Raw genomic sequence first — 23103 nt, 5'->3', positions numbered from 1 at the left:
CAGCGCCTACTGCGCGAGCATGCCTGCGTCGACCAGATGCTCCGATCCGGTGATGTAGGAGGATTCGTCCGACGCGAGGAACAGAACGAGGTTGGACACCTCCTGCGGATCTGCGATGCGACCGAGGGGAATCTGAGCCAAGGCGTCGCCGCCCTCTTCGTTGGTGGCCTCCACCATCATCGGAGTCTGGATGAACCCAGGGTGCACGGAATTGACGCGAATGTTCTTGGGTCCGTATTCGACGGCTGTCGCTTTCGTCATGCCGCGGACTGCGAACTTGCTTGCGACGTACGCCAAACTGGGGAACCCGTAGTTCGCGGCCATGCCGGCGATCGACGAGATGTTGACGATGGAGCCGATACCGGCTCGTTCCATGGAGGGCAGAACGGCTTTCATCCCGAAGAACACACCGTCCTGGTTGATACTGCACACCTTCCGGTAGTCGCCCTCGGTAAGCTCTGCCGTCGTGGCCAGCGGGCCGAGAACCCCTGCATTGTTCACCAGCACATTGATCTCGCCGAACGCCTTCACACTCCGTTCGACGGCATTGGTCCATGAATCGAGTTGCGTGACATCGTGATGCACAAAGACTGCATTCTCCCCCAGCTCCTTGGCAAGTAGCTCCCCTGCGTGGTCCGTGATGTCCGCCAGTACGACCTTCGCCCCGTGCTCGACGAAAGTCTTCGCGTGCGACTCACCCATGCCACGAGATGCGCCGGTGATGAGGGCCACTTTGCCCTCCAACCGCTTTGTCATTTCTGTCCCTTCGTTCGATCCGAGTACTACGACGTCACCGACACAGGAAGCGAGATCTTGGGAGCCACTTCCTTCTGGATCATGGCCAGCGAATTGAACCAGGGCGCGGGATCGTCGTAGTAGTCGTGCGATTCGACCTGCAGGGTGCCCCAACCGCCGCTGGCCTCGAACAAAGTATTGATCTTGTCCACCACGGTGTCCGGTGAGCCCACACAGAACACGTTGTCGACGACCCACTCGAGGTCGACGTCGGCCCTGTCCGCGCCGGCGTCCTTGATGAATCCATCCATCATCCCGAACCGCCACCAGATGGGAATGAGGTAGCGCTCGAAGCAGTATCCGATAGGCCCCTCCATCACGAGCCGCTTCGCCTCTTTGTCCGTGTCGGCGACGAACACCGTCTGGGACACGTGATAGCGCGCGCGATCCGCGACGTGCCCATTGGCCTCCGCAGCCGTAGAGTAGGTCTCCCAGTGCGTCTTCAGAGCGTCCAGGCCGGAGAAGATCGACATCGGTCGGAATCCGCGCTCGCCCGCAAACTTCATCGACGGCGACTTGGCACTGAATCCGGTCACCGCGATCTCCGGTGCACCACCCCACGGGCTGAGATCCGCGAGCATGTGCTGGTCGTCGCCCTCTTCGCCGTGCAACTCTTCGGGGTAGCCCGCATTCCAAAAACGGCCCTCGTAGAAGAACGGTTCACGCTTCCAGATCTTCTCCATGATCTCGAGCGATTCGCGGACCATCTCGTTGGTGAATTGCGTGTCTTCACCATTCTTGATGCCGTGGATGTACGTGGACTGCGGGTACGCACCCGCACCGACGCCGAGGAAATACCGACCCTCGAGAATCTGCGAGAGCCAGCCGACCATGATCGCGAGCTTCGCCGGATTGTGATGGGGAAGGATGTGAGCCATCGGCGCGAACTTGATCCGCTCGGTCTGGCGTGCGGCTGCTGCGATAATCAGCTCCGGGTTGGGGATGTTCTCCCAACGCTGTGAAGCGTGTTCGGAGAACATGATCGAGTCGAAGCCGATCTTATCGGCCTCGACGGCCTGCTGTACGCACCAGTCGAATGTCTGGCGCGCGGTCCGCTCAGGGCGCATGTACGGGTGGACGATGAGTCCGGTTTCCATTGCCATCGTGAACTGCCTTTCAACTAACTTGTGGTCGATTACCCAGTGGCGGTACGAAACCCCTTGTCAGGCATAGAAGATGTCGTATGCGTGCTGGGTATCCATGTACTCCTTGACGGACAGGATCTTGCCGTCGCGAAACTCGAACAGGAAGTGGTACGCGTTCTGATAGACCTTGCCGTTCTTCAACTTCGCGTACGACGTCGCCTCGACGGCCACCTTGTCGCCTTGCGCGATTGCCGAAGTCGGGGTGATTTCGAGCGCGCCGTTCTCGTACACGGAGGTGACCCCGCCGAGCAACGCGCCGAGACCTTCCTTGTCATAGCTGCCCGACATCCCGTCGATCCGTCCCGAGACCCAGTAGGTCGCCTCGGGATGGAGAGTGTCGAGAATTTGTTCCACGTCGCCCGTGGAGAAGACCTTTGTGAAGTTGTCGGCCAAGTCGATGTTCTGTTCCGGCGTAGTCATGGATGCTCCGTTTCTTTCCTCTATGACCTGGATCACTGTCCGCCGGCGGCGCTCGGGGCGAAACCGTAGTAATACTCGATTCCCCACCCCTCCCGAATCTGCCGGCATCTGACCAGCTCAGAGCCGATATGCACGCCGAGGCACGCCGCTGCAATCGGTCAATACGCGTGTTGTCAGATCTTGACCACGCGGTCGGGGCGCGACATGATCGAACAGTGACACCGCTCACAGATGCCCGCGTGCAACAGAGAGGACACCGTGAACGCTGACGAGTGGCGCGAGATAGTCGAGCTTCGACAATCCGGCGAATCGATCTCGGGCATCGCGACGCGATTGAAGATCTCGCGCAACACGGTGCGCCGCGCCCTCGAATTCGAGGCACCACCCCAGGACCACCGGCCACGGTCAGGATCGTCGGCCGATGCCCTCCGACCCCGGATCGCCGCGGCGCTCGACGCAGACCCCGACGTCACGGTGGCCCAGCTGCATCGGGAACTGGAATGGAGCGGATCGCGGAATACTCTGGCGAGCGCGGTCCGCCGCATCAAGGAGGAGCGTTCGCCGCGAACGTCCGGCACGCACACGTCGAGCACCCGCATGTCCAGTGCAACCGATATTCCACTCTTCTCGACGAGTTTCGTCGGCCGCAGCGAAGAACTCCACAGAATCCGGGTGCTGCTCGGCGACAGCCGCCTCGTCACCGTCACCGGCCCCGGTGGCATCGGCAAGACCCGACTCGCAGCAGAGGCCGCAACCGCGTACCGGCGGGCATTTGCCGATGGAATCCGCTTCGTGGAGCTGGCGTCACTGCGAAGCGAAACCCTGCTCCCCCAGACCATTCTGGACGTCCTGGGGTTCGACGAGCGGGACGCACCGGAACGAAGTGCAACCGAATCGCTCCTCGAATCGCTCCGCGACAAGCACCTGTTGCTGGTGCTGGACAATTGCGAGCATCTCGTCAGCGCATGCGCCGAATTGGTCGCGCTGATTCTACGAAACACCGAACACGTGAAGATCCTGGTCACGAGTCGTGAAGTGCTGTCGATTCCGGACGAGCACGTGCACGTCCTCGAGCCGCTGTCCACGACGGACCACCGCGACCCGGACATGCCCGGTGCCGCCATCGAGTTGTTCGAGAACCGCGCATCGGCGGCACTGTCCGGATTCTCGATCACGGATTCGAGCCGGGACGGTGTGCGCCGGGTGTGCACGCAGCTGGATGGCATGCCGCTGGCCATCGAACTGGCGTGCGCGCGTTTGACCGCGCTGTCCGTAGACGATCTCGCAGAACGTCTCGACGACCGGCTGGCGTTGTTGACGACGGGTAATCGTGGCGGGCCGAGCAGACATCGAAGCCTGCATGCGACGGTCGAGTGGAGCTACGACCTCTGCACTACTCAGGAGCAGGTGCTGTGGGCGAGATTGTCCATCTTCTCCGAAGGCTTCGATCTCGCCATGGCCGAGAGCATCTGCGCTGGAGCCCCTGTCGACGCCGCGAGCATTCTCGATACCATCGCCGGTCTGATCGGGAAGTCGGTCTTACAACGCACCACCGGCGAAGGACATGTCCGGTTCAAGATGCTCGAAACGATCCGGCACTTCGGTGCGAGCAAACTGTCCGACAACGAGAAGGCCGAGCTACGGGTGGCACACCTCCGTTGGTGCGCCGAGCTGGTACGTACCGCCCGCCGGTCATGGACCGGGGCCGAGCAGGAGAGTGCGAGCAACCGGCTTCGGGAGAACCGCGCCAACCTGCGGTCCGCACTGCAGACGGCGCTGACGGGCCAGAACCACGAGACGCTGCACCTTGCCTCTGGCCTCGTCGCGACGTGGTTTCTATGGTCGTCGGCCTTTTCGGTACGAGAACACCGCATGTGGGTGACAGAGTTCCTCGCGCTCTCCGACCTGGCCGAAGACGTCGTACCCCAGCTCTACGCCACCCTGGGCGTGCTGCAGACGATGCAGGGTGACCGGGTCGAGGCAGTTCGGACACTCGACACTGCCGCGCATGGCGCACGCGAACTCGGCGACGATGCGACCCTCGCGTTCGCTCTGCAGACGCAAGGCCTCAACACCTACCTCGGCGGTGATTTCGAGGCCGGCGAACACAACCTGTCGGAGGCGTTGGCACTGTACGAGCGCCTGCCCGGCATCACCGATCTCATGTGGACCGCCCACATCGAGATGGGAATGCTGTGCAGCTCGAACGGAGAGAGCGACCGCGCTGCCGAACATTTCGAGTTCGTTCACACCCAGGCATCGGCCACGGGAGAGAAATGGATGTTGTCGTATGCCGTGTACGGACTGGGCTTGGTAGCGCTGATGCGCGGTCGTCACGACGAGGCGATCACCCTTGCGATCGACGCCCTCGCCCTCAAACGCGCCTTCGACGACACGGTCGGAGCCACACTGGTCACAGACCTTCTCGCGTGGGCCGAAGCCGCGACCGGTTCCGGCGAACGTGCAGCCGTACTTCTCGGCGCAGCATCGTCCATGTGGGATTCGTTCGGCATGCAACTGTACGGATCCCAGCACTGGGTCCAACGACGAGAAGTGTACGAATCGCGCGCGCGGACTTCGCTCGGCGACACGGTCTACTCCGCATCCCATCGTCGCGGCTCCACGTTGTCGATGGCCGAACTCATCGCTTACGCCCTGGACGAGGAGTTCTCCGACAGCCCCGTGCCGTCGTCGTCGTACCCGGCAGTCGGGCTCTCCCCTCGCGAGTGGGACATTGCACAGTGCGTTGCGGACGGGCTCACCAACAAGGAGATCGCGGATCGGCTGGTCCTGTCGGTCAGAACCGTCGAGGGGCACGTCGCACACGTGCTCCGAAAGCTGGGTGTCCCCCGCCGCCACCAGGTGGCTGCCGCGCTCGCAAATCCTTCATCCCGCAGGGGGTAGAGCGTCGAAGGCCGTTTTCAATGTCTACGTTGATGTTGACACGGTGAGCACAATTTGCGACGCTCGTCACAGTGCAGACGTCAGTCGTCCATATCGAAGCGAGGTTCCCCACAATGGATGGTCCAACAACCCGCGTGCAACGAGCGCTGTCGGACATGAGCGCCGGACGTCCAGTCGTGCTGACCGGCAACTCCCCCACCAGCGACGCCCACATCCTGATCCCGGCCGAGAAGGCAACCGTGGAATCGATCGCATTTCTTGTTCGCCACAGTTCGGGGCTGGTCTGCGCCGCCATGGTCGGCGCGGACTGCGACCGCCTCGGGCTCCCGAACATGGTCGGCGCGGACAGAGATCATGCCGGAACGGAGTTCACGGTCAGCATCGATGCAATCGGACCCGGCACCGGAATTTCGGCGTCCGACAGGGCGGACACACTGCGCCTACTCGCCGACTCGGCGAGCACCCCCGACGCGTTCACCCGGCCCGGGCACGTGCTTCCGGCACGGTCCGTACCCGGCGGCGTGCTCGAGTTCCGCGGACCAGCGGAAGCTGCCGTGGATCTCATGTCCGTCGCAGGTTTGCATCGGACCTGCGCCTACAGCGCCCTCGTCTCCGAGCTCGATCCGACAGCTATCGCCGACTCCGCTGAAGCCGAAACATTCGCTCGTGCACACGAACTCGGACACCTGTCCATCGATGACGTCGCGACATATCGGCGAATGGCCGAACCGCACATGCTGACGCAGTTCACCTTCGAGCGTGACAGCGTCCACGGCCCGGTTCGCTGCGTCGGCTACCGCAGTGACGTCACGGGCTCGGAATATCTCACCTACTCCATCGGACCGGCAGTCGCCGGCACAACCCCGCTCGTCTGCTTCCAGCAAGAGAGCGATCCCGCACCGCATCTGTGTCAGGACGGCCCGATCGGAGTGGCACTGGCGCAGGTGGCCGAACACGGCTACGGAGCCGTGGTGGTGGCGAGATACGCCCCGAACAACTACATCTCGGCCGACACGCACGGCGACCTCGCCGAGGTGGTGCGCGAGTGCGGCTACCACTCCCCCTCGCTGAGCAATTTTCCACCGGAGTCGCGGACGATGATGTGGCACATCGGATTGAGCATCAGCGCCGGAGGCTCTGCGTCGCTCGCTCGCGGTAACGCTCCGGCGCCGTTCGGATTCGAGAATCCTTCCATCGTCGGTACGGTCGTTCACGGCGATCAACGCGGACGAGAGCTTGGCTTCCGAACTGCGAATCTGGAGCTGGAAGATTCGAATTCGGTCGCCGACGGTGTGTGGGCAGGCCGGTGCACACTCCCCGACGGCTCGACCGCGATCGCTGCGATATCGATAGGCCGGCGCCCGACGTTCTACGGCAGGTCCGGAGTTCGACTGCTCGAGGCACACTTGCTTGACTTCGATGGCGATCTTTACGACGCAACTCTCGAGGTGAGCCTCCACCAGTGGATGCGCGGACAGGTGACCTTTGCGTCGAAGGAAGAACTGGTCGCCGCCCTCGCCGCCGACGTGGTGCGGACACGATCGCTGATCGCCGGCTGAACAATGCGGATCGGCCCCGATACGAAAGTTCGTATCGGGGCCGATCCTGTGCAAAGAGAAAAGTCAGCCGACCCCGTGGTGCTCAGGAGCAGCTGCCGCGATATCGAGAACTTCGCGGATGCTGCGGGCACCTGCTCCGAGGTCGAGGGCGTTCTTCAGGTGTAACAGGAACCCGGGCTTGTATCGGTGGGTGGGAGTGGAATCGGCAGCGAGAGAAATCAATTCCTTGGTCACGGCCCGTAATGCCCGACTCTTCCACGGCACCGCGCAGTAGTCGAAGAACGCGACGAACGTTTCTGGTGACATCCGCAGCAGTGCATCGAAGAATCCCGGAAGCTCGTCCTCCATCCGCTGCCAGTACGGATCGGTACCGATGTGGCGGTCCCACAAGTCCTGCTGCGAAGCATCGAGCGGTTCGGCCTCGCCACCGCCTCTGCGCAGAATGGCACTCGACAACTGCCTGGACGCCTCGAACAGCGTGTGCACACCGAGACCCGAGACCACCGTCAACGCCTCCTGGATCTGCGTGGCGTCGAGACCCAGATCGAGCGCCTCCTCGATATAGCGGCCGGTACCCGCCACATCCATCGCCGTGGCCGCCGAACACACCGCGATGTGGGTGAGCACACGCGTCTGCTCATCGAGGGCTGGGCCCTCGTCCACGTCTTTCAAAATCCCTTCGGCCAACATACGAAGATCTCCGATGTCGAACTCGACTGTCATGGAGGTCATCCGGCTGCACTCAGCGAGCCGGCCAGCGTCGCCAATTGCGCTTTGAGTCCGCGCTTGTTGATCTTCGTCGCCGACATCGGCCACTCGCCGGGCTCGACGAAGAACACTGCGCGCGGGACCTTGTACCGGCCGATCTTGCCGTCACAGAATTCGATCAGTTCCGCTTCTGTCAGCTGATGTCCTTCTCGGACCTCGACGAATGCCACGGGCACTTCGTCGAGCCGGTCGTCCGGGCGGCCGATGACGGCGGCCGTCAACACAGCAGGATGCTCACAAAGGAAGGACTCGACTTCGATGGCCGCGACGTTCTCACCACCGACCTTGAGCATGTCCTTGAGCCGTCCGTGGAACACCAGGCACCCCGACTCGGTACGGCTGTAGAGGTCGCCGGTCCGCAACCAGCCGTCGGAATCGATCGTCTCGGCGGTCTTTGCGGGATCCTTGTAGTACCCCTCGGTCACGCAGTAACCGCGAATCAAGATCTCACCGGGAACCCCGGCCGGCTGCTCGGCACCACTGAACGGATCGACGATTCGAATCTCGATGCCGGGTACGGCCTTTCCTTGCGCACCGCTTCGATCCTCGAACGACTCGTCCGGCTCGCTGAGGGCATAGATGCCGGTCGTTTCCGTCATTCCGCATGCGGCCATGAGCTCGGCGGCCGGGAACAGATTCTGAACCTCTTCGATGAGGACGCGGGGACCGATCAGGAACAGGTACCGAATCGAGTCGAACTCCGCTGCGTCGAACTTCGGGTGCGCCATCATCATCTGCATCGGTGCGGGGAACCAGGGCCAGACGCAGGTGGGCCGTTCGGCCCTGATCAGCTCGATGGCGCGGCCAGGTTCGAAGAACGTGTCGGTCAGGAACGTTCCCCCGGCACCGATTGCGCCGATGAGGGGGGCCAGCGCAGCGATGTGGAACAGTGGTCCGCCGGCCCAGCTGATGTGGCGCTCTCCTGCCGAGAGGCGGCCGGTCGCGCGCTCCACCGGGCCACGCGTCATCGATTCGTGGGTGAGCAGGCATCCACGGGGGTTGGCGGTGGTCCCCGACGTGTACAGGATCGCGGCGATGTCCCTCGTCCGCACCCGGCGGCGATGACGATGCACGAGAGTCGCGTCGACGGTCTCTGCTGCCGCATCCAGGGCCGCCCTGGACGTGAAACCGGGCCGTTCGGTTCCTTTCAGCAATACGGCTCGACGCAGCCGCGGTGCTTCGGGAAGATCGAGATCACCTGAGCCCGCCGCGGCCAAGGAGGGCAGCGCTTCGTGCAGCACCTGCACGAAGTCCACGTAGTCGTCGGGACCGGACACCGTCAGCAACGCGGTGATGTCCGCGTTCTCGATGATGTAGCCGAGCTCCTTCGCTTTGTGCCGCGCGTTGAGCGGTACGACTACCGCCCCGATCAAGGCCGATCCGAAGAGCCCCTCGACGAACTCGATACCGTTCGGCGCCAGGAGCGCGACGTGATCACCGGACCCGACGCCCATGGCCAACAGACCTCGCGCGACCGCGACCGCGCCGTCGAGCACCTGGGCATACGTGAACCGCGCCTCGGGAAATACGATCAAGTCGCGGTCAGGGCACAGGTGGGCACCGCGCACCAGCAGGTCGCCGAGTGGGGTGACGTTGCACCAGTCGCCGATGTCAGTCATCTCGTCCTCAATCATCGATCGTCGGCAGCGGATGCGCCACCGAAGTTGTCTTGATCAGCGGCGCTTGATCCGCGCGCACCAGGGGAACGTGTCGACGTAGACGCTAAGCGACTCACGTCACACTGTCAACGCTGAAGTTGATTTACATGAGTGTTGATTACACCCAACTTCAACGTCAACGTTGCAGTTGACAAAGTGATCCGGATCACCCTACGTTGGGAATACGCCAATGCGAGCATTTCGCCTGGCGGACCGCCACGACATGTGTCGGATCGATCGGACAGAACAGCTCTGCATGCACGTTCCACGAACCCACCCTCGCTTTCCTTCGGGCTGTCCACCACCACTGTCAGGCTCGTGCCGGACACCGCAGCAGAGTGCATTCACAACGACCAGAAGCTGGAGATTCACAAATGGAATGCGGCGTTTTCCACACCCCGTACATGCGTCCCGGTCGCAAGGACAAGGACACCTTCGAATACTCACTCCTGCTTGCAGCAGCATGCGACAAGTTCGGCTACCGCGATTTCATGGTCGGCGAGCACGGCATGCAGGCATGGGAGAACATTCCGAATCCCGAGTTGCTGATCGTCGCGGCAGCACAGATCACCGAGCGCATGCGCTTCGCGCCCATGGCGCACATCGTGCCCCTGCACAACCCGTCGACGCTCGCCATTCAGATCGGCTACACCTCGCAGTTGCTCGAGGACAGGTACTTCCTCGGGGTCGGAGCCGGATCGTGGGAGAACGAGGCAGTGCTTCGCGGCCAGCCCGGCGACCTGTCCGAAGCTCACCCCCGCCTGATGGAGGGACTGGAGGTGATGGACAAAGTGTGGCGCCAGGAGCCATTCGACTTCGAAGGCAAGTACTACAAGGCCGCCCGCCTCGACGGACAGATCGATCCCGGTAGTGTCGCGTCCCATGGAGAGTTCAAGGTCAAGGACGGCGAGGAGTACCACCTGACCGCGGATCACTCACCCCATGGTGGCGCGGACGGCCTCGAAATCGCTGTCACAGGCCTGAGCAAGAACTCACCGTCGCATCGCCTCGCAGGCGAACGAGGCTGGACCCCGATCTCGTTCTACGGTGGTTCGGCCTTGCTGAGATCGCAGTGGGACACATATTCGGAGGCGGTCAAGTCCATCGGCGGAACCCCGCAGGGATCTCGATTCAAGATCGCACGAGATGTGTTCGTGGCGAAGACCGACGAAGAGGCCAAGGAGAAGGCAAAGAACGGTGCACTGGGACTCGCCTGGCAGAAGTACCTGATGCCGGTCTACCAGAAGTACCGGATCCTTCAGGGCTTCATCGACGACGCCGACCACAAGGTCGACATCGACGACGTCGATCTCGACTACCTGGCCGACAACGTGTGGCTTTGCGGAAGCCCGGACACCGTCATCGAGAAGATCGAGAAGACCTTCGACCTGGCCGGCTTCAGGTACGGACAGCTTGCCGTCAACACTCACGACGCCATGGACGATCCCGAGCCGTGGATCGAATCCCTCCGCCTTTTCGCCACCGAGGTCGTACCGAACGTTCCGGTCGAAGGAACACACGAAACCGTCGCAGTGGGCTGACCCCACCGATAACAGGGCCCCGGGAAGTTGTCGACAAACAGCGACTTCCCGGGGCCTTACCCGTCCCCACCTCGACCTCGATCGACGCCGAGGTCGATCGACGTCAACGTTGATCAATGCCCTCGATCCGGAGGTATCATCCGACAATGCCAACTTCGACCGCAGCCAACAGCGGCATGAGCCGACGCCGTCGCAGCGCTCAGAACGACAGCAGCCCCAACTACCAGGCCAAGCGCCAGGAACTGTTGCGGACAGCAGCTGATGTCTTCAAGGAGAAGGGCTTCGAAGGAGCAACCCTCAACGATATCGCCGAGCGGTTCGGGACCGACCGAGCGTCGATCTATTACTACTTCGCGAGCAAGAAGGAACTGTTCCAGGCTCTTTTCCACGACGTTCTCGTCGATGTTCTGGATCAGAACATCGCGGTCGCAGAGGAGATCCTCGCCGGCGACGACGACGCACCCGAGAAGCTTCGCCGCCTCGTCGATCAACAGATGAACTCGTACGAGAAGAACTACCCCTTCGTCTACCTCTACATCCAGGAAGACATGGCGCAGCTACAGCTGGACACCACGTCCTGGGGCAAGGACATGGCACGAAAGACCAAACGCTTCGAAACCATTGTCCTCGACGTGCTGCAGCAGGGAGTCGACGACGGAACTCTACGCAGCGACGTGTCGGTGCAGTTGATGTCCAAGGCACTGTTCGGCATGGTCAACTGGACGCATCGGTGGCTCAAGCCGGGAATGCGCAGCGTGGACGCCAAGCAGACCACCGAAGCCTTCTGCACTCTGTTCTTCGACGGTGCGCGGACGCAGAACTGACAGTGCGCTGGGCCCGCGACGCGAGGTCGGACCCAGCACACAGCGCCCTGTCACCGCACTTTTACCGTCCGGAGATCAGCCCTCCGTCGACAGGGAACATTTGTCCAGTGATGAAGTGTGAAGCATCGCTGGCGAGGAAGACCATAACTGGCGCCAAGTCCCGGTCGGCTCGACCGAAAGCCCCACCGAGAGGTATGTCTGCAGCGGTTTGGTCGTCGTGCGCTTTCAGCTCTTCGGGAGACAAGGCGGCGCGAAACTCGTCGTACATCTTTGTCCACATGTACGGGAGTACGTAATTTACCCGAATCCCATCCGGCCCCCATTGACGGGCGACGTTCCGGCTCCATGTATGGACCGCACCCTTCGACGCGGCGTACAGAGCATTGTTGATCTCACCCGTCAGTCCCGACTCGGAACCGAAGTTGATGATGTTCCCGACACGATTCGATTTCATCAGGCGATGTGCGGCACCGTTGGTGTTGATTGTCCCTAACACATTGACATCGAAAATGAATCTGTAGATTTCAGCCGAGATTCCAGCAGGATCGCAGTGCTTGTGTACACCAGCCACGTTCACGACTACGTCAAGGCCTCCCAGTTGGTCAGCAGCGGTCTCGAAGACTTTCTCAACCTGGTCGCGATCACGCACGTCGCACGAGTGAAAGGTTGCTTTGCCAGGTCCGCATCGGCTCGCTTCTTGCGCTACCGCAACACCCAGCTCGTCAGCGAGATCCAGAGAGGCGACGTCAGCGCCCTCCGATGTGTAGGCCCGGACGACCGACTCGCCGATGCCCATGGATCCGCCCGTGACAATGATTTTCTTTCCGTCCAGCTGCATAGCCAAGTACTCCTTTTGATCTCAGGTTTGTCGGCGACCACGGGTGGATTTCACTCTCGGTGCTCGCAACACCATCACGCGGCCATCCGTCGACCGGCGCTGGGTGCAGGTGCCGTGCGCTCGAACCGCGGCGCGTACGCCGAGCCCAGCACCCCGCACCCAGCGACCAGACGAGAAGCAGTGTCAGCGACCGCTCCATTGCGCAGCACGCTTGTCTGCGAACGCTGCACGTCCCTCGATGCGGTCCGCGCTGTTCGCGTACGCCTCGATGGGCTCGTAGCGAGTTGCCAACGCGACATCCAGCGGCCATCCTGCACGCGACAGAACTGCGTCCTTTGCTGCTTGGACAGCAAGCGGTGACGCCGACGCGATTCGATCCGCCCACGACGACGCGGTCTCGAGCAGCTTCTCGTACGGCACGATCTCGTTGACCAGTCCGTAGCGCTCTGCCTGCTGGGCGTCGATGCGCTCTCCGGTGAGGATCAAGGCCATCGCGATGTGATGAGGCAGCTGCCGTATCGCGCGATGCATGATGCCGGCCTCGCCGATGATGCCGACCTTCGTCTCCGGAATGCCGAACTGAGCGTTGTCGGCTGCGACGATGATGTCGGCGCACATCGCCAGTTCGAATCCACCACCGATTGCGTATCCCTGCACCGCCGCGATCAATGGTTTACGAAGCGTCAGCATCGGCCCGCCGACACCGGTGAGACCGCCGCCGAGCGCCATCCTGCGGCCGTCGCCTTCGGTCCCGCCGCTCACGTTGGCGCCGGCGCAGAACGCCTTCTCCCCCGTAGCACCGAGCACTGCGACCCAGATGTCCGGATTCGAGTTGATCTCGGTCCAGGCTTCGAACAGTGCCGCGTCCATCTCGGGATCGATGGAGTTCAACGCCTTGGGGCGGTCGAGCGTCACACGTGCAATGTGGTTGTCGACCTCGAACAAGATTCCGCTGCTCACGGTAGGTCCTCTCTCATAGTTGTTCTGCGACCGCATGATCGGGTAACGCCACGGGTTCGCGGTAGGCAGCGATCGCCGCCTTCAGTCCCACGTCGGCGACGAACTTGCGCACCTCGGCCACCGACGGCGACAGATGGAGCAGGGCATCCATTTCTGCACCGCCTTGGGCTGCGGTACGCACGCCCATTGCTTCCATCGTCTTGTTGATGGACAACTTCTTGATCCGCAGGATGTCCGACGGCGTGCGTGCCATACGAGCGGCAAGCGCCTCGGTCTCGGCGATCAGATCTTCCTCGGCCACCGCGTGATTGGCCCAGCCCCACTCGACCGCGGTCGTGCCGTCGATCGAGTTGCCAGGAACGAACGCCAGTTCCTTGGCACGTTTCGGGCCGACCAGGGGCGCCCACAACGGCGCGATGTATCCACCACCGAGTGGGATCGCCGGCTCACCGATCTTCGCGTTGCGCGCCACCAGGGTCACGTCGGTGAACACACACATCTGTGTGGCTCCTGCGATGCAATATCCGTGCACTGCAGCAATCACCGGTTTCGGGTGATCCCAGATCGCGAGAAAGCGATTGACGTTGCGAGCCAGCCGCTCTCGGTCCGCTACCGGGTCCGGCTCGGCGACGACCTTTCCGACCTGACCGATGTCGTAGCCTGCCGAGAATCCCTTGCCTGCTCCACGGATTCCGATGATCGGTCCGCCGGCCGTCGCCAGAGCGGCCAACGCCGCACTGAACTCGTCCAGCATCTCGTTCGAGAGCGAGTTGGCCTTGTCCGGCCGGTTCAGCACTATCCAACTGATCGGTCCCCGGTGCTCAATGCGTAGATTTTCGTAGCGGGTCTCGGCAGGCGTGTCCGCGATCGCCGTCATGACCGCCCGATCGGGATCTGCTTCTTGACATGGAAGTCCACGACACCGGACGCGCGCAACTCGCGGCGCGAGAAGCGCCAGCCATGCTCGTCGTCCCGCACGAAATCGTCGTGATACTGGCCGAAGAAGTACCCGTCGGCCTTGCCTTCCTTGGTGTAGCGATGCCATGCATACAGGACCGAGCGGACCTTGGCCGACGTCAGATCATCGGAGAAGTCGACGACGATGTTGGATACGTGGTGACTGGTTGCCGTGAAGAACGTTCCGATGCCGTCGAGCGTCTCGCGATAGGCGGCGCGGCCGTCGGCGCCGAAGTCGGGACCGTAGGCGACGTAGCAGTCCTCGGTGAACAAAGCGACGAGATCGTCGGGACGGTTCATGTCGAGGTTGTAGGCGTAGTCGAACAGGACGCGCTCGATCTTGCCGGTCTCCACGAGCTCGGCGAGCTCCCTGGTGGACACCTCATGGGTTGCAGTCATATCGATCTCCTTGGGGCGTGAATTGTTGATGTACGGTTCGATCACCCGCCTCGGCCACGAGACGGGAAATCAACATTGATGTAGATTCCGAGGACAGAGTGCACCCGTCGGCAACGGGTGCGAACGGTCAGACGCGAACCGCGTAGTCGGAGGACGCAGGTTCGGCCCCGGGCCACCGAACAGGTAAATCCGAAGTGAGCGACGTGGCCACTTCGTCCCAGGGGCCTAGATGCACGGTGCGCATGTTGCGAGACGCGAACTTCCAGCGCCCACCTTCGCGGACGTACTCGTCTTCGTAACGCACAGCGCCGAACACCGTCGTTCCACCCGTTGCGATCTCGAGGTGTGCACCTACCAGCCCTGTCGCGTGATCGTCGTCGACGAACTCGAGCAGGACGTAGTGCGGCGTGTGAATGGTGGTTCCAAACGCGGTACGAGCTTGCCGAATCATGTTCGCGATCCCACTGCCGGTGGTGGCGCCGGGGAATCCTCCAGCCGAGAACGTCCCGTTCTCTGCGAAGACATCGGCGATGGCGTCGAAATCGTCGAAATCAGAGGCGAGGAAGTAGCGGACCGCAAGGTCTTCCAACTCCGCCCTGTCTTCAAGCCGACGCACCCTGCTTTCCATGTCGGACATGTGCACTCCTTTGCGCGGTGAAGGAAATCCAGCGACTCGACCGAAGGGCCGAACCCCGCATCTCGCGATCAACGTCAGCGTAGATCGCTGTCCCGATCATTGTGCCCTGCGCCACAGATGTCAACCTTCGACCCCGCGGCCACAACTACTAAATCTACGCCATCGTAGATTGCATCAACGACATAGTTGACAGATTTCCGGCTCCGGAGGAGGCTGCAATCAGTCTCCGCGTCGGGAGTCATATGTCCTCGATGCACGGCTCGGCTTCACGGACGAAAGGAATCACCATGGGCTTCACAATGGAGGGCAAGGTCGAGACACACGAATCCGACTCGCGCACCGCTGTCCCCGACGGCGTGATCGTCGACAAATTTCACGCGATAGACCCCTTGCGCTTCCGAAACGTTCTCGGCCACTTCCCCACCGGCGTCGTAGCTGTGACCACCATGGACGCCGAGAACAACCCGACCGGCATGGCCGTCGGGTCCTTCACCTCGGTGTCGCTCGATCCGCCACTGGTCGCGTTCCTGCCCGACAAGTCGTCGTCCACTTTTCCCAAGATCCGCACGGCCGGACGCTTCTGCGCCAACGTGCTCGGCTCCGAGCAACAACAGATCTGCCGCAGCCTCGCCCGAAAGGGAACCGGCAAGTTCGCGGACGTCGAGTGGGCCCCCACCCCCTCCGGTATGCCTCGCATCGAGGGTGCGCTGGCGTGGATCGATTGCGAGATCGATGCCGTGCACGACGCCGGCGATCACCACATCGTCGTCGGCCGTGTGCGACACCTCGAACTCGACACACCCGAGTCGCCGCTGATCTTCTTCCAGGGCGGTTACGGCGGGTTCGCCGCCGACCGGCAAGCGGTATGACGTCCATTCTGATCGCCAATCGCGGTGAAGTAGCGCTTCGAATCATCCGCACCGCCACAGCACGCGGAATCAAGACGATTGCGGTGTACAGCGAGGACGAGCACGATGCCCCGCACGTCGCTGCTGCCGACCATGCACGTCCGCTTCGAGAAACGGGCCCCGCCGCGTATCTGGATGTCGCGGCCATTCGCGACGCGGCACTGGCGTCGGGGGCATCGACGGTCCACCCCGGATACGGATTCCTCAGCGAGAGCGCCGAGTTGGCTGAGGCCTGCGCCGAGGCGGGGCTGACCTTCGTCGGACCCGACGCTCACACGCTGAGAACTCTCGGGGACAAGTCCGCCACACGTGAACTCGCGACCGGCTGCGGAGTACCCGTACTCGCTGCCACCGCAGGTCCCACATCGAAAACCGACGCGCGTCAGTTCGCGCAGTCACTTCCCGCCGGCGCGGTAATCGTGAAAGCCACCGCAGGCGGCGGGGGTCGTGGTATGCGAATAGTAGAGGATCTCACCGAACTCGATCGTGCCATCGACAGATGCCGTTCCGAGGCGGAACGCAGTTTCGGCCTGTCCGATGTCTACGTCGAGGCCTACCTACCGCGCGCACGGCACATCGAAGTCCAGGTCGTGGGCGATGGCGTGAGCACACCGATGCATCTCTTCGACCGCGACTGCACGGCGCAACGCCGCCACCAGAAAGTCGTGGAGATCGCACCCGCGCAGAACCTTCCCGATTCCACTCGCAAGGAACTCCACTCCGCAGCACTGACGTTGGCGTCCTCAGTCGGGCTGAGGGGACTTGCCACATTCGAGTTCCTCGTGGAGTCCGACCATCTCGATCGGTGGTACTTCATCGAGGCCAATCCACGCCTCCAGGTGGAACACGGAATTACCGAGGCGATCACCGGCCTCGACCTGGTCGGTCTGCAACTCGACGTCGCACAGGGACGCACGCTCGAGGACGTACAACTCTCACCGGCAACGCTCGGCGAACCGAACGGTGTCGCGATCGAGGCGCGGGTCACCGGCAGCCCGAGACCCGATGGCTCCGACGTACTCACCGACGTTCGGTTTCCGTCCGGTTCTTCGATCCGCGTCGACTCTCACGCACACGTAGGAATGCGAGTGGGAACCGGATACGACCCACTTCTGGCAAAGGTCATCGTGCACCGGGACGACGGCCACTTCGGCTCAGCCGCAGCAGAACTGATCCATGCACTCTCGGATCTGACCCTGGACGACATGGATACCGACGTCACGACGTCGGCGTGGCTGCTGGGCAGTCACGAGTTCCGGTCCGGCACGGTGACGACACGAACGATCGACGATCATCTGGCAACACTCTCGATACCGGATTCACCGGCGGAGCCGGTGACACAACTCGATCTGCGGGCCCCGTCGCCGGGCACCGTCGTCGCGACGGCCGCGGTGCCGGGACAGGTCGTGCGAAACGGCGACGCGCTGATCACGCTCGAAGCCATGAAGATGGAGACCGACGTCAGCGCGACAACAGCAGGGCGCGTCGCCGACGTGTGGATTGCGGTCGGCGATACCGTGACAGCTGGCCAGTTGCTCGTGACCCTGAGGCTCGATGTGAGTCAGGACGACGCATCGACAGAGCCCGTCGGCGTGAACGTGACGGCCGAGCGCACGGACCTTGCCGAGATCGAAGTGCGGCAGCGCCGAACACTGGACGAGTCGCGTCCGGCGGCGATCGAACGTCGGCACGAGCGCGGCAAACGCACCGCGCGCGAAAACGTCGACCATCTCGTCGACGAAGGGAGCTTTCACGAGCACGGATCTCTGGTCGTGGCTGCGCAGCGACGACGGAGGTCTCTGGACGAACTCGAATCCGAAACGCCGGCAGACGGCCTGGTCGCGGGCTTCGGAAGGGTCGCCGGACGGCCGGTGGCAGTGCTCGCGTACGACTACACGGTGCTCGCCGGAACCCAGGGCCTTCAGAGCCACAAGAAGGCCGAGCGAATGTTCGAGCTGGCAGGCCGCAGAGGAACGCCGGTAGTTCTGTTCGCCGAAGGTGGCGGGGGCCGCCCCGGGGACACCGACGACATGTCTCGGGCGACGAGGATGGATCTCGGGACATTCGTCGCACTCGGACGGCTCAACGGTTCGGTTCCGACCGTGGGGATCGCGTCCGGTCGCTGTTTCGCCGGAAATGCTGCGCTGCTGGGATCGTGCGATGTCATCGTCGCGACTCGTGATTCGTCGATCGGCCTCGGCGGGCCCGCCATGATCGAAGGGGGCGGCCTCGGAGTGTTCGCCGCGGACGACATCGGGCCGGTGTCCGTCCAGGAGGCCAACGGGGTCATCGACATCGTCGTGGCCGACGAATCGGAGGCAGTCGACGTCGCACGGCGATATCTCGGATACTTCGCCGGCCCGAAGATCGAGTGGACCGCCGCGGACCAGCGAATCTTGCGCCACATCGTCCCCGAACGACGCAATCGGCCGTTCGACATCCGCACGTTGATCGACACCATTGCAGACGAGGGATCCGTTCTCGAACTCCGACGCGGATTCGCGGCCGGCTTGATCACTGCGCTGGTCCGGATCGAGGGACATCCCATTGGGCTCGTTGCCAACGACGGCAGCCGTGCAGGCGGCACGATCGGCAGCGCCGAAGCCGACAAGATGACCAGGTTCCTGCAACTGTGCGAGGCGTACGGCCTGGCTGTTCTCTCGCTCTGTGACACAGCCGGTTTCCTGGTCGGACCCGACGCCGAACGCACCGCCTCGGTACGTCATGTGAGCCGGCTTTTCGTCACAGCGCCTGCTCTCACCGTTCCGTTCTGTACGGTGATCGTCCGCAAGGCATTCGGACTGGGCGGCCAGGCCATGGCAGGCGGAAGCTTCCGCGTCCCGGACACCATCGTGGCATGGCCGTCGGCCGAACTCGGTGCCATGGGCCCGGAGGGGCCGTCAGTCTCGGCTATCGTCGTGAGCTGGCTGCGATCGAGGACGCCGAGGAACGGGAGCGCATCTACCAACAGCACCTCGAGGACTACGTGGCGCAGGGTAAGGCCGTCAATGCGGCGTCCGTGTTCGAGATCGACGACGTCATCGATCCCGCCTCGACTCGCTCACGGATCGTCGATGTCCTCGCCGCTCCGCGTCCCGACCGCCCGACTCAGGTTCGCAGGCGCATCGACGCGTGGTAACGGTCATCCTCGAACGAATTTGCCCCGGAACCGATTCGGTTCCGGGGCAATGTCCTCGGTGCGCTATCGCGCGGTGTAGTTCTCCAGATCAGGGCGCCGCGTCATCTGCCAGTACTCGACGTTGAGGAACGGCATCACGAACACCACCCGTCCGTGCGAGTTCCGGTAGTACGTCGACATTCCACGATGCGTCCAGACCGTGCGTGCATGAGTCGAGTCCACCAGCTCGTTGTACTCCTCGTTCGCCTCGGGGCGCGCATCGATCGCCTTGATTCCCTTCTTGAACATCTCTGTCAGTAGCCCACGGATGTAGCGCATCTGGACCTCCATGAAGAACATGAAGCTGCCGCTACCCGGGAACGAGTTGGGACCACCAAGCATGAAGAAGTTGGGGAACCCTGGAACCGACACACCGAGGTAGGCCTTGGGGTCGTCGTCGTTCCAGACCTCACGGAGCGTTCGGCCGTCCATTCCCACGACGTCCATGGAACTCACGAATCGTGCTGCTTCGAATCCGGTGGCCCACACGATCACGTCCACGTCGTTCTCAGCGCCCTGATCGTCGACCAGGCCCTCGGGGCGGACAGCGGTGACGGACCTGTCGACGAGGTCGACGTTGTCCTTGCGCAGAGTCGAGTACCAGCCGTTGTCGAGCAGAATCCGCTTGCCGAACGGCGGGTAGTCTGGGATCACCTTGTCGAGCAGATCCGTTCGATCTCCGACCTGCGACGTGATGTACCGCGTGAAGTACTCTCGATGGGCATCGTTGCGGGCGTTCACCGAGCGTTCGGGATGCTCCCATTCCGGGTCGACGCGCAGCGACTCGATCACCTTGTCGCCGAACTGCCAGAACAAGCGAATCCAGTACCAGCTGTGGTAGATCGGGCAAGTTTGCATGAGGCGGCGCAGTTCCATGGGTATCGGGGCGCGGAACTTCTCGAACGGCGCGACCCATTGCGGCGAGCGCTGGTAGATACTGAGATGGGCGACGCGGTCCGCGATGGCCGGTGCGATCTGCATGGAGCTGGCACCCGTGCCCACGATAGCAACACGCTTGCCATCCAGATCGAGATCGTCGGGCCACGCAGCCGAATGGAAACTCGTTCCGGTGAAGCTCTCCATCCCAGGGACGTTCGGCGTCTTCGGGCGATTCAACACTCCCACCGCACTGATCACCACATCGGCCCTCAGCGTCGACGACGAGCCATCGGGATTGATCATGTCGACTGACCACTGCGCGGCGGCTTCGTCATACCGCGTCGACCGCACCTCGGTTCCATAACGAACACGCTCGCCGGCACCGAGGTCCTTCAGCACGGCTCCGAAGTAGGCCTGCAGTTCGTTGCGGAGTTCGAAGTGTGTCGTCCAGTCGTTCTTCGCGAATGAGAACGAGTACAGGTGACTGGGGGTATCGACACCCGCGCCGGGATACGTATTCTGCCACCAGTTTCCGCCGGCCTCCGGCTGCTTCTCCAGAATGACATAGTCGATGCCCATGTCCTCGAGCTGTTGCGCCGCAGCTATTCCCGCAACGCCTGTACCGATGACGACCACCGAGTATCCTTCCGGTGCATCGACAGGCTCCAGTGCGAGGCTCGGAGCGTCGGGCGCGGCACGGCGAGCGAGCTCGAGAGAGAGCATGGGTCCGTACTCCTCCCCGACTTCTTCGCCCGTGCAGACACTGATCATCCGCACCGTCAGTTCCGGAGAGGGAGTCTCCACCGCAGGAAGAGCGCCGTTCTGCAAGTCGAGGATGGCCTTGACCGCGGCCTCCCTGATCTCATCCTGAATCGGCTCCTCGAGACCGCCCGAGTCGTGGTCACCGAGACCTTTGCCTCTCGTCGGCCTGTATGGCGCTGCCAGCCACTTCTCGTCACCCGTCGTCTGGAACACGACCATGAGCAGCGAGGGCACATTTGCCCGTGCAACCGCGGTTCGAATCTCGGATTCGGTGAGCCGATCGGGATTGATTCGATCGTCGGTTGCTGCGCCTGCCTCCTGGACCTGCTGCGCTGCCTTCATCTGAGCACCTCTCGCGTCGAGTGCGGCGTCCGGAGCTGTGAGTCGCTCCTCGCCGAGATCACGAACTTTCAACATGGACGTTGAAAAGCCTTCGACTCATGGTGGCAGCCGTCGCGGAGAGTTGTCAACGCCCGCGTTGCAAAAGATGCGCCCATCTACACAAACGTTGACAACGTCAGCCCAGGCGGGCAACATTCGTGTTGATTTCCGTGTGTCAGTCGTCACATACATACGTCGGACCCGGGGCACAGGCCTCTGGCGACACTCACCCGAATGGACATCACCATGCCGAACACAGTCCGCTCCACGCCGCGCACCGAGGTGGTGCTCGACGTCCAGAAGTCGCGAAAGGCACTTGTCGCAGGTTCGCTCGGCAATCTCATCGAGTGGTACGAATTCGCGATCTACGCCTACATGGCGCCGATCATCGCGCCCTTGTTCTTCCCGTCGGACAACCCGACTGCGTCGATACTCTCGACGTTCCTGCTCTTCGCCCTCGCCTTCTTCCTGCGCCCTGTCGGGGCAGTGATCTTCGGGCGGATGACGGACAGATTGGGACGTAAGCCCGTACTCGCGCTGATCATTGTGCTGATGACCATTGCCACGACGTGCATCGGCCTTCTGCCTACGCACTCCTCGATCGGAATCCTCGCGCCCCTGCTGCTGACGCTGTGCCGCATCGCCCAGGGATTGTCCGCGGGCGGCGAGATGGGCGGAGCGGTGTCCCTGATGGTCGAGTCCGCTCCCTCCGGCAAACGCGGGCTCTACGGCTCCTGGTCGTTCGTCGGAACCACCTTGGGCTTCGTGCTCGGCGGCGGCGTCGCGACACTTCTGGCAGTCCTTCTCTCCGACGATGCCATGGCTTCCTATGGCTGGCGGGTCGGGTTCCTCATTGCGGCTCCCATGGGCCTCATCGTCCTCTACCTTCGGCTCAAGGTCGACGAGACGCCGCACTTCAAGCAGATCCAGGTCGAGGTCGACTCAGGCAAACCTGCCGTCGGGGAACCCATCGAGCGACGACCACTGACGTTTCTCGCGGCAACCATGGGCGTCGTGGTCGTGTACAACGCAGTCGGCAACACCTTCATGGTCGGAATGCCGACTTTCCTGTCGACAAGCTACGACATGACCTTCGAGCGGTCCTACTTCCTTGCACTCGTCACCGGACTCATCGCCGGGCTGTCGATGCCGGTGTTCGGTGCACTGTCCGACCGCGTGGGACGACGCCCGGTGCTTATGTTCGGATCGGTTGCGGTGGTCGTCCTTTCCTACCCCCTCTATTTCATGCTGAATCTCGGCTTCGGCGGCGGACTGGTGGCACTCGTGATCGCCGGTCTGCTCATCGGCGTCGTCGGCGGCCCGATGCCGGCATTCCTGTCCGAACGTTTCCGTACCCGCAACCGTGCTACCGGCGTATCCGTGACCTACGCGTTGTCGGTGGCGATCTTCGGCGGCACGGCGCCGTACATCATCACTTGGCTTGCATCCACCACAGGTGATCCGCTGTCGGCGGCCTACTACACGCTTGGATGTGCAGCAATCAGTGTTGTTGCGCTATTGACGATTCGTGGCGCACAACGCTCGCAACACCGCGAGGAACTCGAGCTCTGACGAAGATCGCGCCCCCTG

The 23103-nt window shown here is 62.6% G+C and carries 17 protein-coding genes and 1 pseudogene; 7 read left to right on the top strand and 11 right to left on the bottom strand.

Annotation, left to right across the window (positions count from 1 at the left end):
• Positions 1 to 6 precede the first annotated feature (6 nt).
• The 3 genes from PSR88_RS27580 to PSR88_RS27570 are packed head-to-tail and all read right to left on the bottom strand — an operon-like array spanning position 7 to position 2360.
• On the bottom strand, positions 7 to 756 hold the full coding sequence (locus PSR88_RS27580; RefSeq protein ID WP_016883612.1) for a glucose 1-dehydrogenase: 750 nt from the start codon (positions 754 to 756) through the stop codon (positions 7 to 9).
• A gap of 26 nt (positions 757 to 782) precedes the next feature.
• Positions 783 to 1898: an LLM class flavin-dependent oxidoreductase gene (locus PSR88_RS27575; protein WP_011597602.1), complete on the bottom strand. Its 1116-nt coding sequence runs from the start codon at positions 1896 to 1898 to the stop codon at positions 783 to 785.
• A 60-nt stretch (positions 1899 to 1958) separates the two neighbouring features.
• Positions 1959 to 2360: a nuclear transport factor 2 family protein gene (locus tag PSR88_RS27570; RefSeq protein ID WP_016883614.1), complete on the bottom strand. Its 402-nt coding sequence runs from the start codon at positions 2358 to 2360 to the stop codon at positions 1959 to 1961.
• A gap of 231 nt (positions 2361 to 2591) precedes the next feature.
• On the opposite strand from PSR88_RS27570, the gene PSR88_RS27565 reads away from it, so the two are divergent.
• Both PSR88_RS27565 and PSR88_RS27560 read left to right on the top strand, forming a co-directional pair.
• Entirely contained in the window at positions 2592 to 5264 is a 2673-nt protein-coding gene (locus PSR88_RS27565; protein ID WP_016883616.1) for a LuxR C-terminal-related transcriptional regulator, read from the top strand.
• Positions 5265 to 5377: 113 nt separating this feature from the next.
• The gene (locus PSR88_RS27560) at positions 5378 to 6823 is read left to right on the top strand and encodes a 3,4-dihydroxy-2-butanone-4-phosphate synthase (RefSeq protein ID WP_029539537.1); all 1446 of its coding nucleotides are present in this window, start codon (positions 5378 to 5380) and stop codon (positions 6821 to 6823) included.
• A gap of 63 nt (positions 6824 to 6886) precedes the next feature.
• On the opposite strand, the gene PSR88_RS27555 is transcribed toward PSR88_RS27560, so the two are convergent.
• Positions 6887 to 7639: a carboxymuconolactone decarboxylase family protein gene (locus PSR88_RS27555; RefSeq protein ID WP_237724143.1), complete on the bottom strand. Its 753-nt coding sequence runs from the start codon at positions 7637 to 7639 to the stop codon at positions 6887 to 6889.
• A complete protein-coding gene (locus PSR88_RS27550; RefSeq protein WP_029539538.1) occupies positions 7552 to 9210 on the bottom strand; it encodes a class I adenylate-forming enzyme family protein in 1659 nt (552 codons plus the stop codon). Before PSR88_RS27550 ends, PSR88_RS27555 begins: the two co-directional genes overlap by 88 nt.
• Before the next feature lie 413 nt (positions 9211 to 9623).
• On the opposite strand from PSR88_RS27550, the gene PSR88_RS27545 reads away from it, so the two are divergent.
• On the top strand, positions 9624 to 10790 hold the full coding sequence (locus tag PSR88_RS27545) for an LLM class flavin-dependent oxidoreductase (protein WP_016883620.1): 1167 nt from the start codon (positions 9624 to 9626) through the stop codon (positions 10788 to 10790).
• Positions 10791 to 10936: 146 nt separating this feature from the next.
• Positions 10937 to 11614 carry a TetR/AcrR family transcriptional regulator gene (locus PSR88_RS27540; RefSeq protein ID WP_029539539.1) on the top strand — a complete coding sequence of 226 codons (678 nt, stop codon included), beginning with the start codon at positions 10937 to 10939 and terminating at the stop codon, positions 11612 to 11614.
• 61 nt (positions 11615 to 11675) lie between these two features.
• Here the strand turns inward: PSR88_RS27540 and PSR88_RS27535 are convergent, their stop codons facing one another.
• From PSR88_RS27535 to PSR88_RS27515, 5 genes are all read right to left on the bottom strand, one after another.
• Entirely contained in the window at positions 11676 to 12452 is a 777-nt protein-coding gene (locus PSR88_RS27535; protein ID WP_011597593.1) for an SDR family NAD(P)-dependent oxidoreductase, read from the bottom strand.
• Positions 12453 to 12635: 183 nt separating this feature from the next.
• Positions 12636 to 13412 carry an enoyl-CoA hydratase-related protein gene (locus tag PSR88_RS27530; RefSeq protein ID WP_011597592.1) on the bottom strand — a complete coding sequence of 259 codons (777 nt, stop codon included), beginning with the start codon at positions 13410 to 13412 and terminating at the stop codon, positions 12636 to 12638.
• Positions 13413 to 13425: 13 nt separating this feature from the next.
• The gene (locus PSR88_RS27525; RefSeq protein ID WP_011597591.1) at positions 13426 to 14289 is read right to left on the bottom strand and encodes an enoyl-CoA hydratase-related protein; all 864 of its coding nucleotides are present in this window, start codon (positions 14287 to 14289) and stop codon (positions 13426 to 13428) included.
• A complete protein-coding gene (locus PSR88_RS27520) occupies positions 14286 to 14768 on the bottom strand; it encodes a nuclear transport factor 2 family protein (protein ID WP_011597590.1) in 483 nt (160 codons plus the stop codon). The genes PSR88_RS27525 and PSR88_RS27520 overlap by 4 nt, the downstream gene beginning before the upstream one ends.
• A gap of 127 nt (positions 14769 to 14895) precedes the next feature.
• Positions 14896 to 15405 carry a nuclear transport factor 2 family protein gene (locus PSR88_RS27515; RefSeq protein WP_011597589.1) on the bottom strand — a complete coding sequence of 170 codons (510 nt, stop codon included), beginning with the start codon at positions 15403 to 15405 and terminating at the stop codon, positions 14896 to 14898.
• Positions 15406 to 15692: 287 nt separating this feature from the next.
• Here PSR88_RS27515 and PSR88_RS27510 point away from each other — a divergent pair, with 287 nt between their 5' ends.
• Both PSR88_RS27510 and PSR88_RS27505 read left to right on the top strand, forming a co-directional pair.
• Positions 15693 to 16274 carry a flavin reductase family protein gene (locus tag PSR88_RS27510; RefSeq protein WP_016883624.1) on the top strand — a complete coding sequence of 194 codons (582 nt, stop codon included), beginning with the start codon at positions 15693 to 15695 and terminating at the stop codon, positions 16272 to 16274.
• Positions 16271 to 19452: pseudogene (locus tag PSR88_RS27505) on the top strand (carboxyl transferase domain-containing protein). Before PSR88_RS27510 ends, PSR88_RS27505 begins: the two are co-directional and overlap by 4 nt.
• A gap of 63 nt (positions 19453 to 19515) precedes the next feature.
• Here PSR88_RS27505 and PSR88_RS27500 read toward each other — a convergent pair.
• Positions 19516 to 21474, bottom strand: coding sequence for a flavin-containing monooxygenase (locus tag PSR88_RS27500; RefSeq protein ID WP_157180181.1), 1959 nt, complete (start codon positions 21472 to 21474; stop codon positions 19516 to 19518).
• A 285-nt stretch (positions 21475 to 21759) separates the two neighbouring features.
• Here PSR88_RS27500 and PSR88_RS27495 point away from each other — a divergent pair, with 285 nt between their 5' ends.
• Positions 21760 to 23085 (top strand): MFS transporter, encoded by a 1326-nt coding sequence (locus PSR88_RS27495; RefSeq protein ID WP_063711561.1) that lies wholly within the window; start codon positions 21760 to 21762, stop codon positions 23083 to 23085.
• Positions 23086 to 23103 lie beyond the last annotated feature (18 nt).

It is taken from the genome of Rhodococcus sp. DK176 (assembly GCF_038447315.2).
GTDB lineage: Bacteria > Actinomycetota > Actinomycetes > Mycobacteriales > Mycobacteriaceae > Rhodococcus_F > Rhodococcus_F jostii_A.
This window is presented reverse-complemented; position numbering and strand designations above follow the sequence as displayed.

Excerpts from the sequence above, each read along its gene's own strand:
- PSR88_RS27535 (WP_011597593.1), bottom strand. The coding sequence starts at position 12,452 with ATGCAGCTGGACGGAAAGAAAATCATTGTCACGGGCGGATCCATGGGC.
- PSR88_RS27525 (WP_011597591.1), bottom strand. The coding sequence starts at position 14,289 with ATGACGGCGATCGCGGACACGCCTGCCGAGACCCGCTACGAAAATCTA.
- PSR88_RS27575 (WP_011597602.1), bottom strand. The coding sequence starts at position 1,898 with ATGGCAATGGAAACCGGACTCATCGTCCACCCGTACATGCGCCCTGAG.
- PSR88_RS27550 (WP_029539538.1), bottom strand. The coding sequence starts at position 9,210 with ATGACTGACATCGGCGACTGGTGCAACGTCACCCCACTCGGCGACCTG.
- PSR88_RS27520 (WP_011597590.1), bottom strand. The coding sequence starts at position 14,768 with ATGACTGCAACCCATGAGGTGTCCACCAGGGAGCTCGCCGAGCTCGTG.
- PSR88_RS27510 (WP_016883624.1), top strand. The coding sequence starts at position 15,693 with ATGGGCTTCACAATGGAGGGCAAGGTCGAGACACACGAATCCGACTCG.
- PSR88_RS27545 (WP_016883620.1), top strand. The coding sequence starts at position 9,624 with ATGGAATGCGGCGTTTTCCACACCCCGTACATGCGTCCCGGTCGCAAG.
- PSR88_RS27540 (WP_029539539.1), top strand. The coding sequence starts at position 10,937 with ATGCCAACTTCGACCGCAGCCAACAGCGGCATGAGCCGACGCCGTCGC.
- PSR88_RS27560 (WP_029539537.1), top strand. The coding sequence starts at position 5,378 with ATGGATGGTCCAACAACCCGCGTGCAACGAGCGCTGTCGGACATGAGC.
- PSR88_RS27565 (WP_016883616.1), top strand. The coding sequence starts at position 2,592 with ATGCCCGCGTGCAACAGAGAGGACACCGTGAACGCTGACGAGTGGCGC.
- PSR88_RS27495 (WP_063711561.1), top strand. The coding sequence starts at position 21,760 with ATGCCGAACACAGTCCGCTCCACGCCGCGCACCGAGGTGGTGCTCGAC.
- PSR88_RS27515 (WP_011597589.1), bottom strand. The coding sequence starts at position 15,405 with ATGTCCGACATGGAAAGCAGGGTGCGTCGGCTTGAAGACAGGGCGGAG.
- PSR88_RS27570 (WP_016883614.1), bottom strand. The coding sequence starts at position 2,360 with ATGACTACGCCGGAACAGAACATCGACTTGGCCGACAACTTCACAAAG.
- PSR88_RS27500 (WP_157180181.1), bottom strand. The coding sequence starts at position 21,474 with ATGAAGGCAGCGCAGCAGGTCCAGGAGGCAGGCGCAGCAACCGACGAT.
- PSR88_RS27580 (WP_016883612.1), bottom strand. The coding sequence starts at position 756 with ATGACAAAGCGGTTGGAGGGCAAAGTGGCCCTCATCACCGGCGCATCT.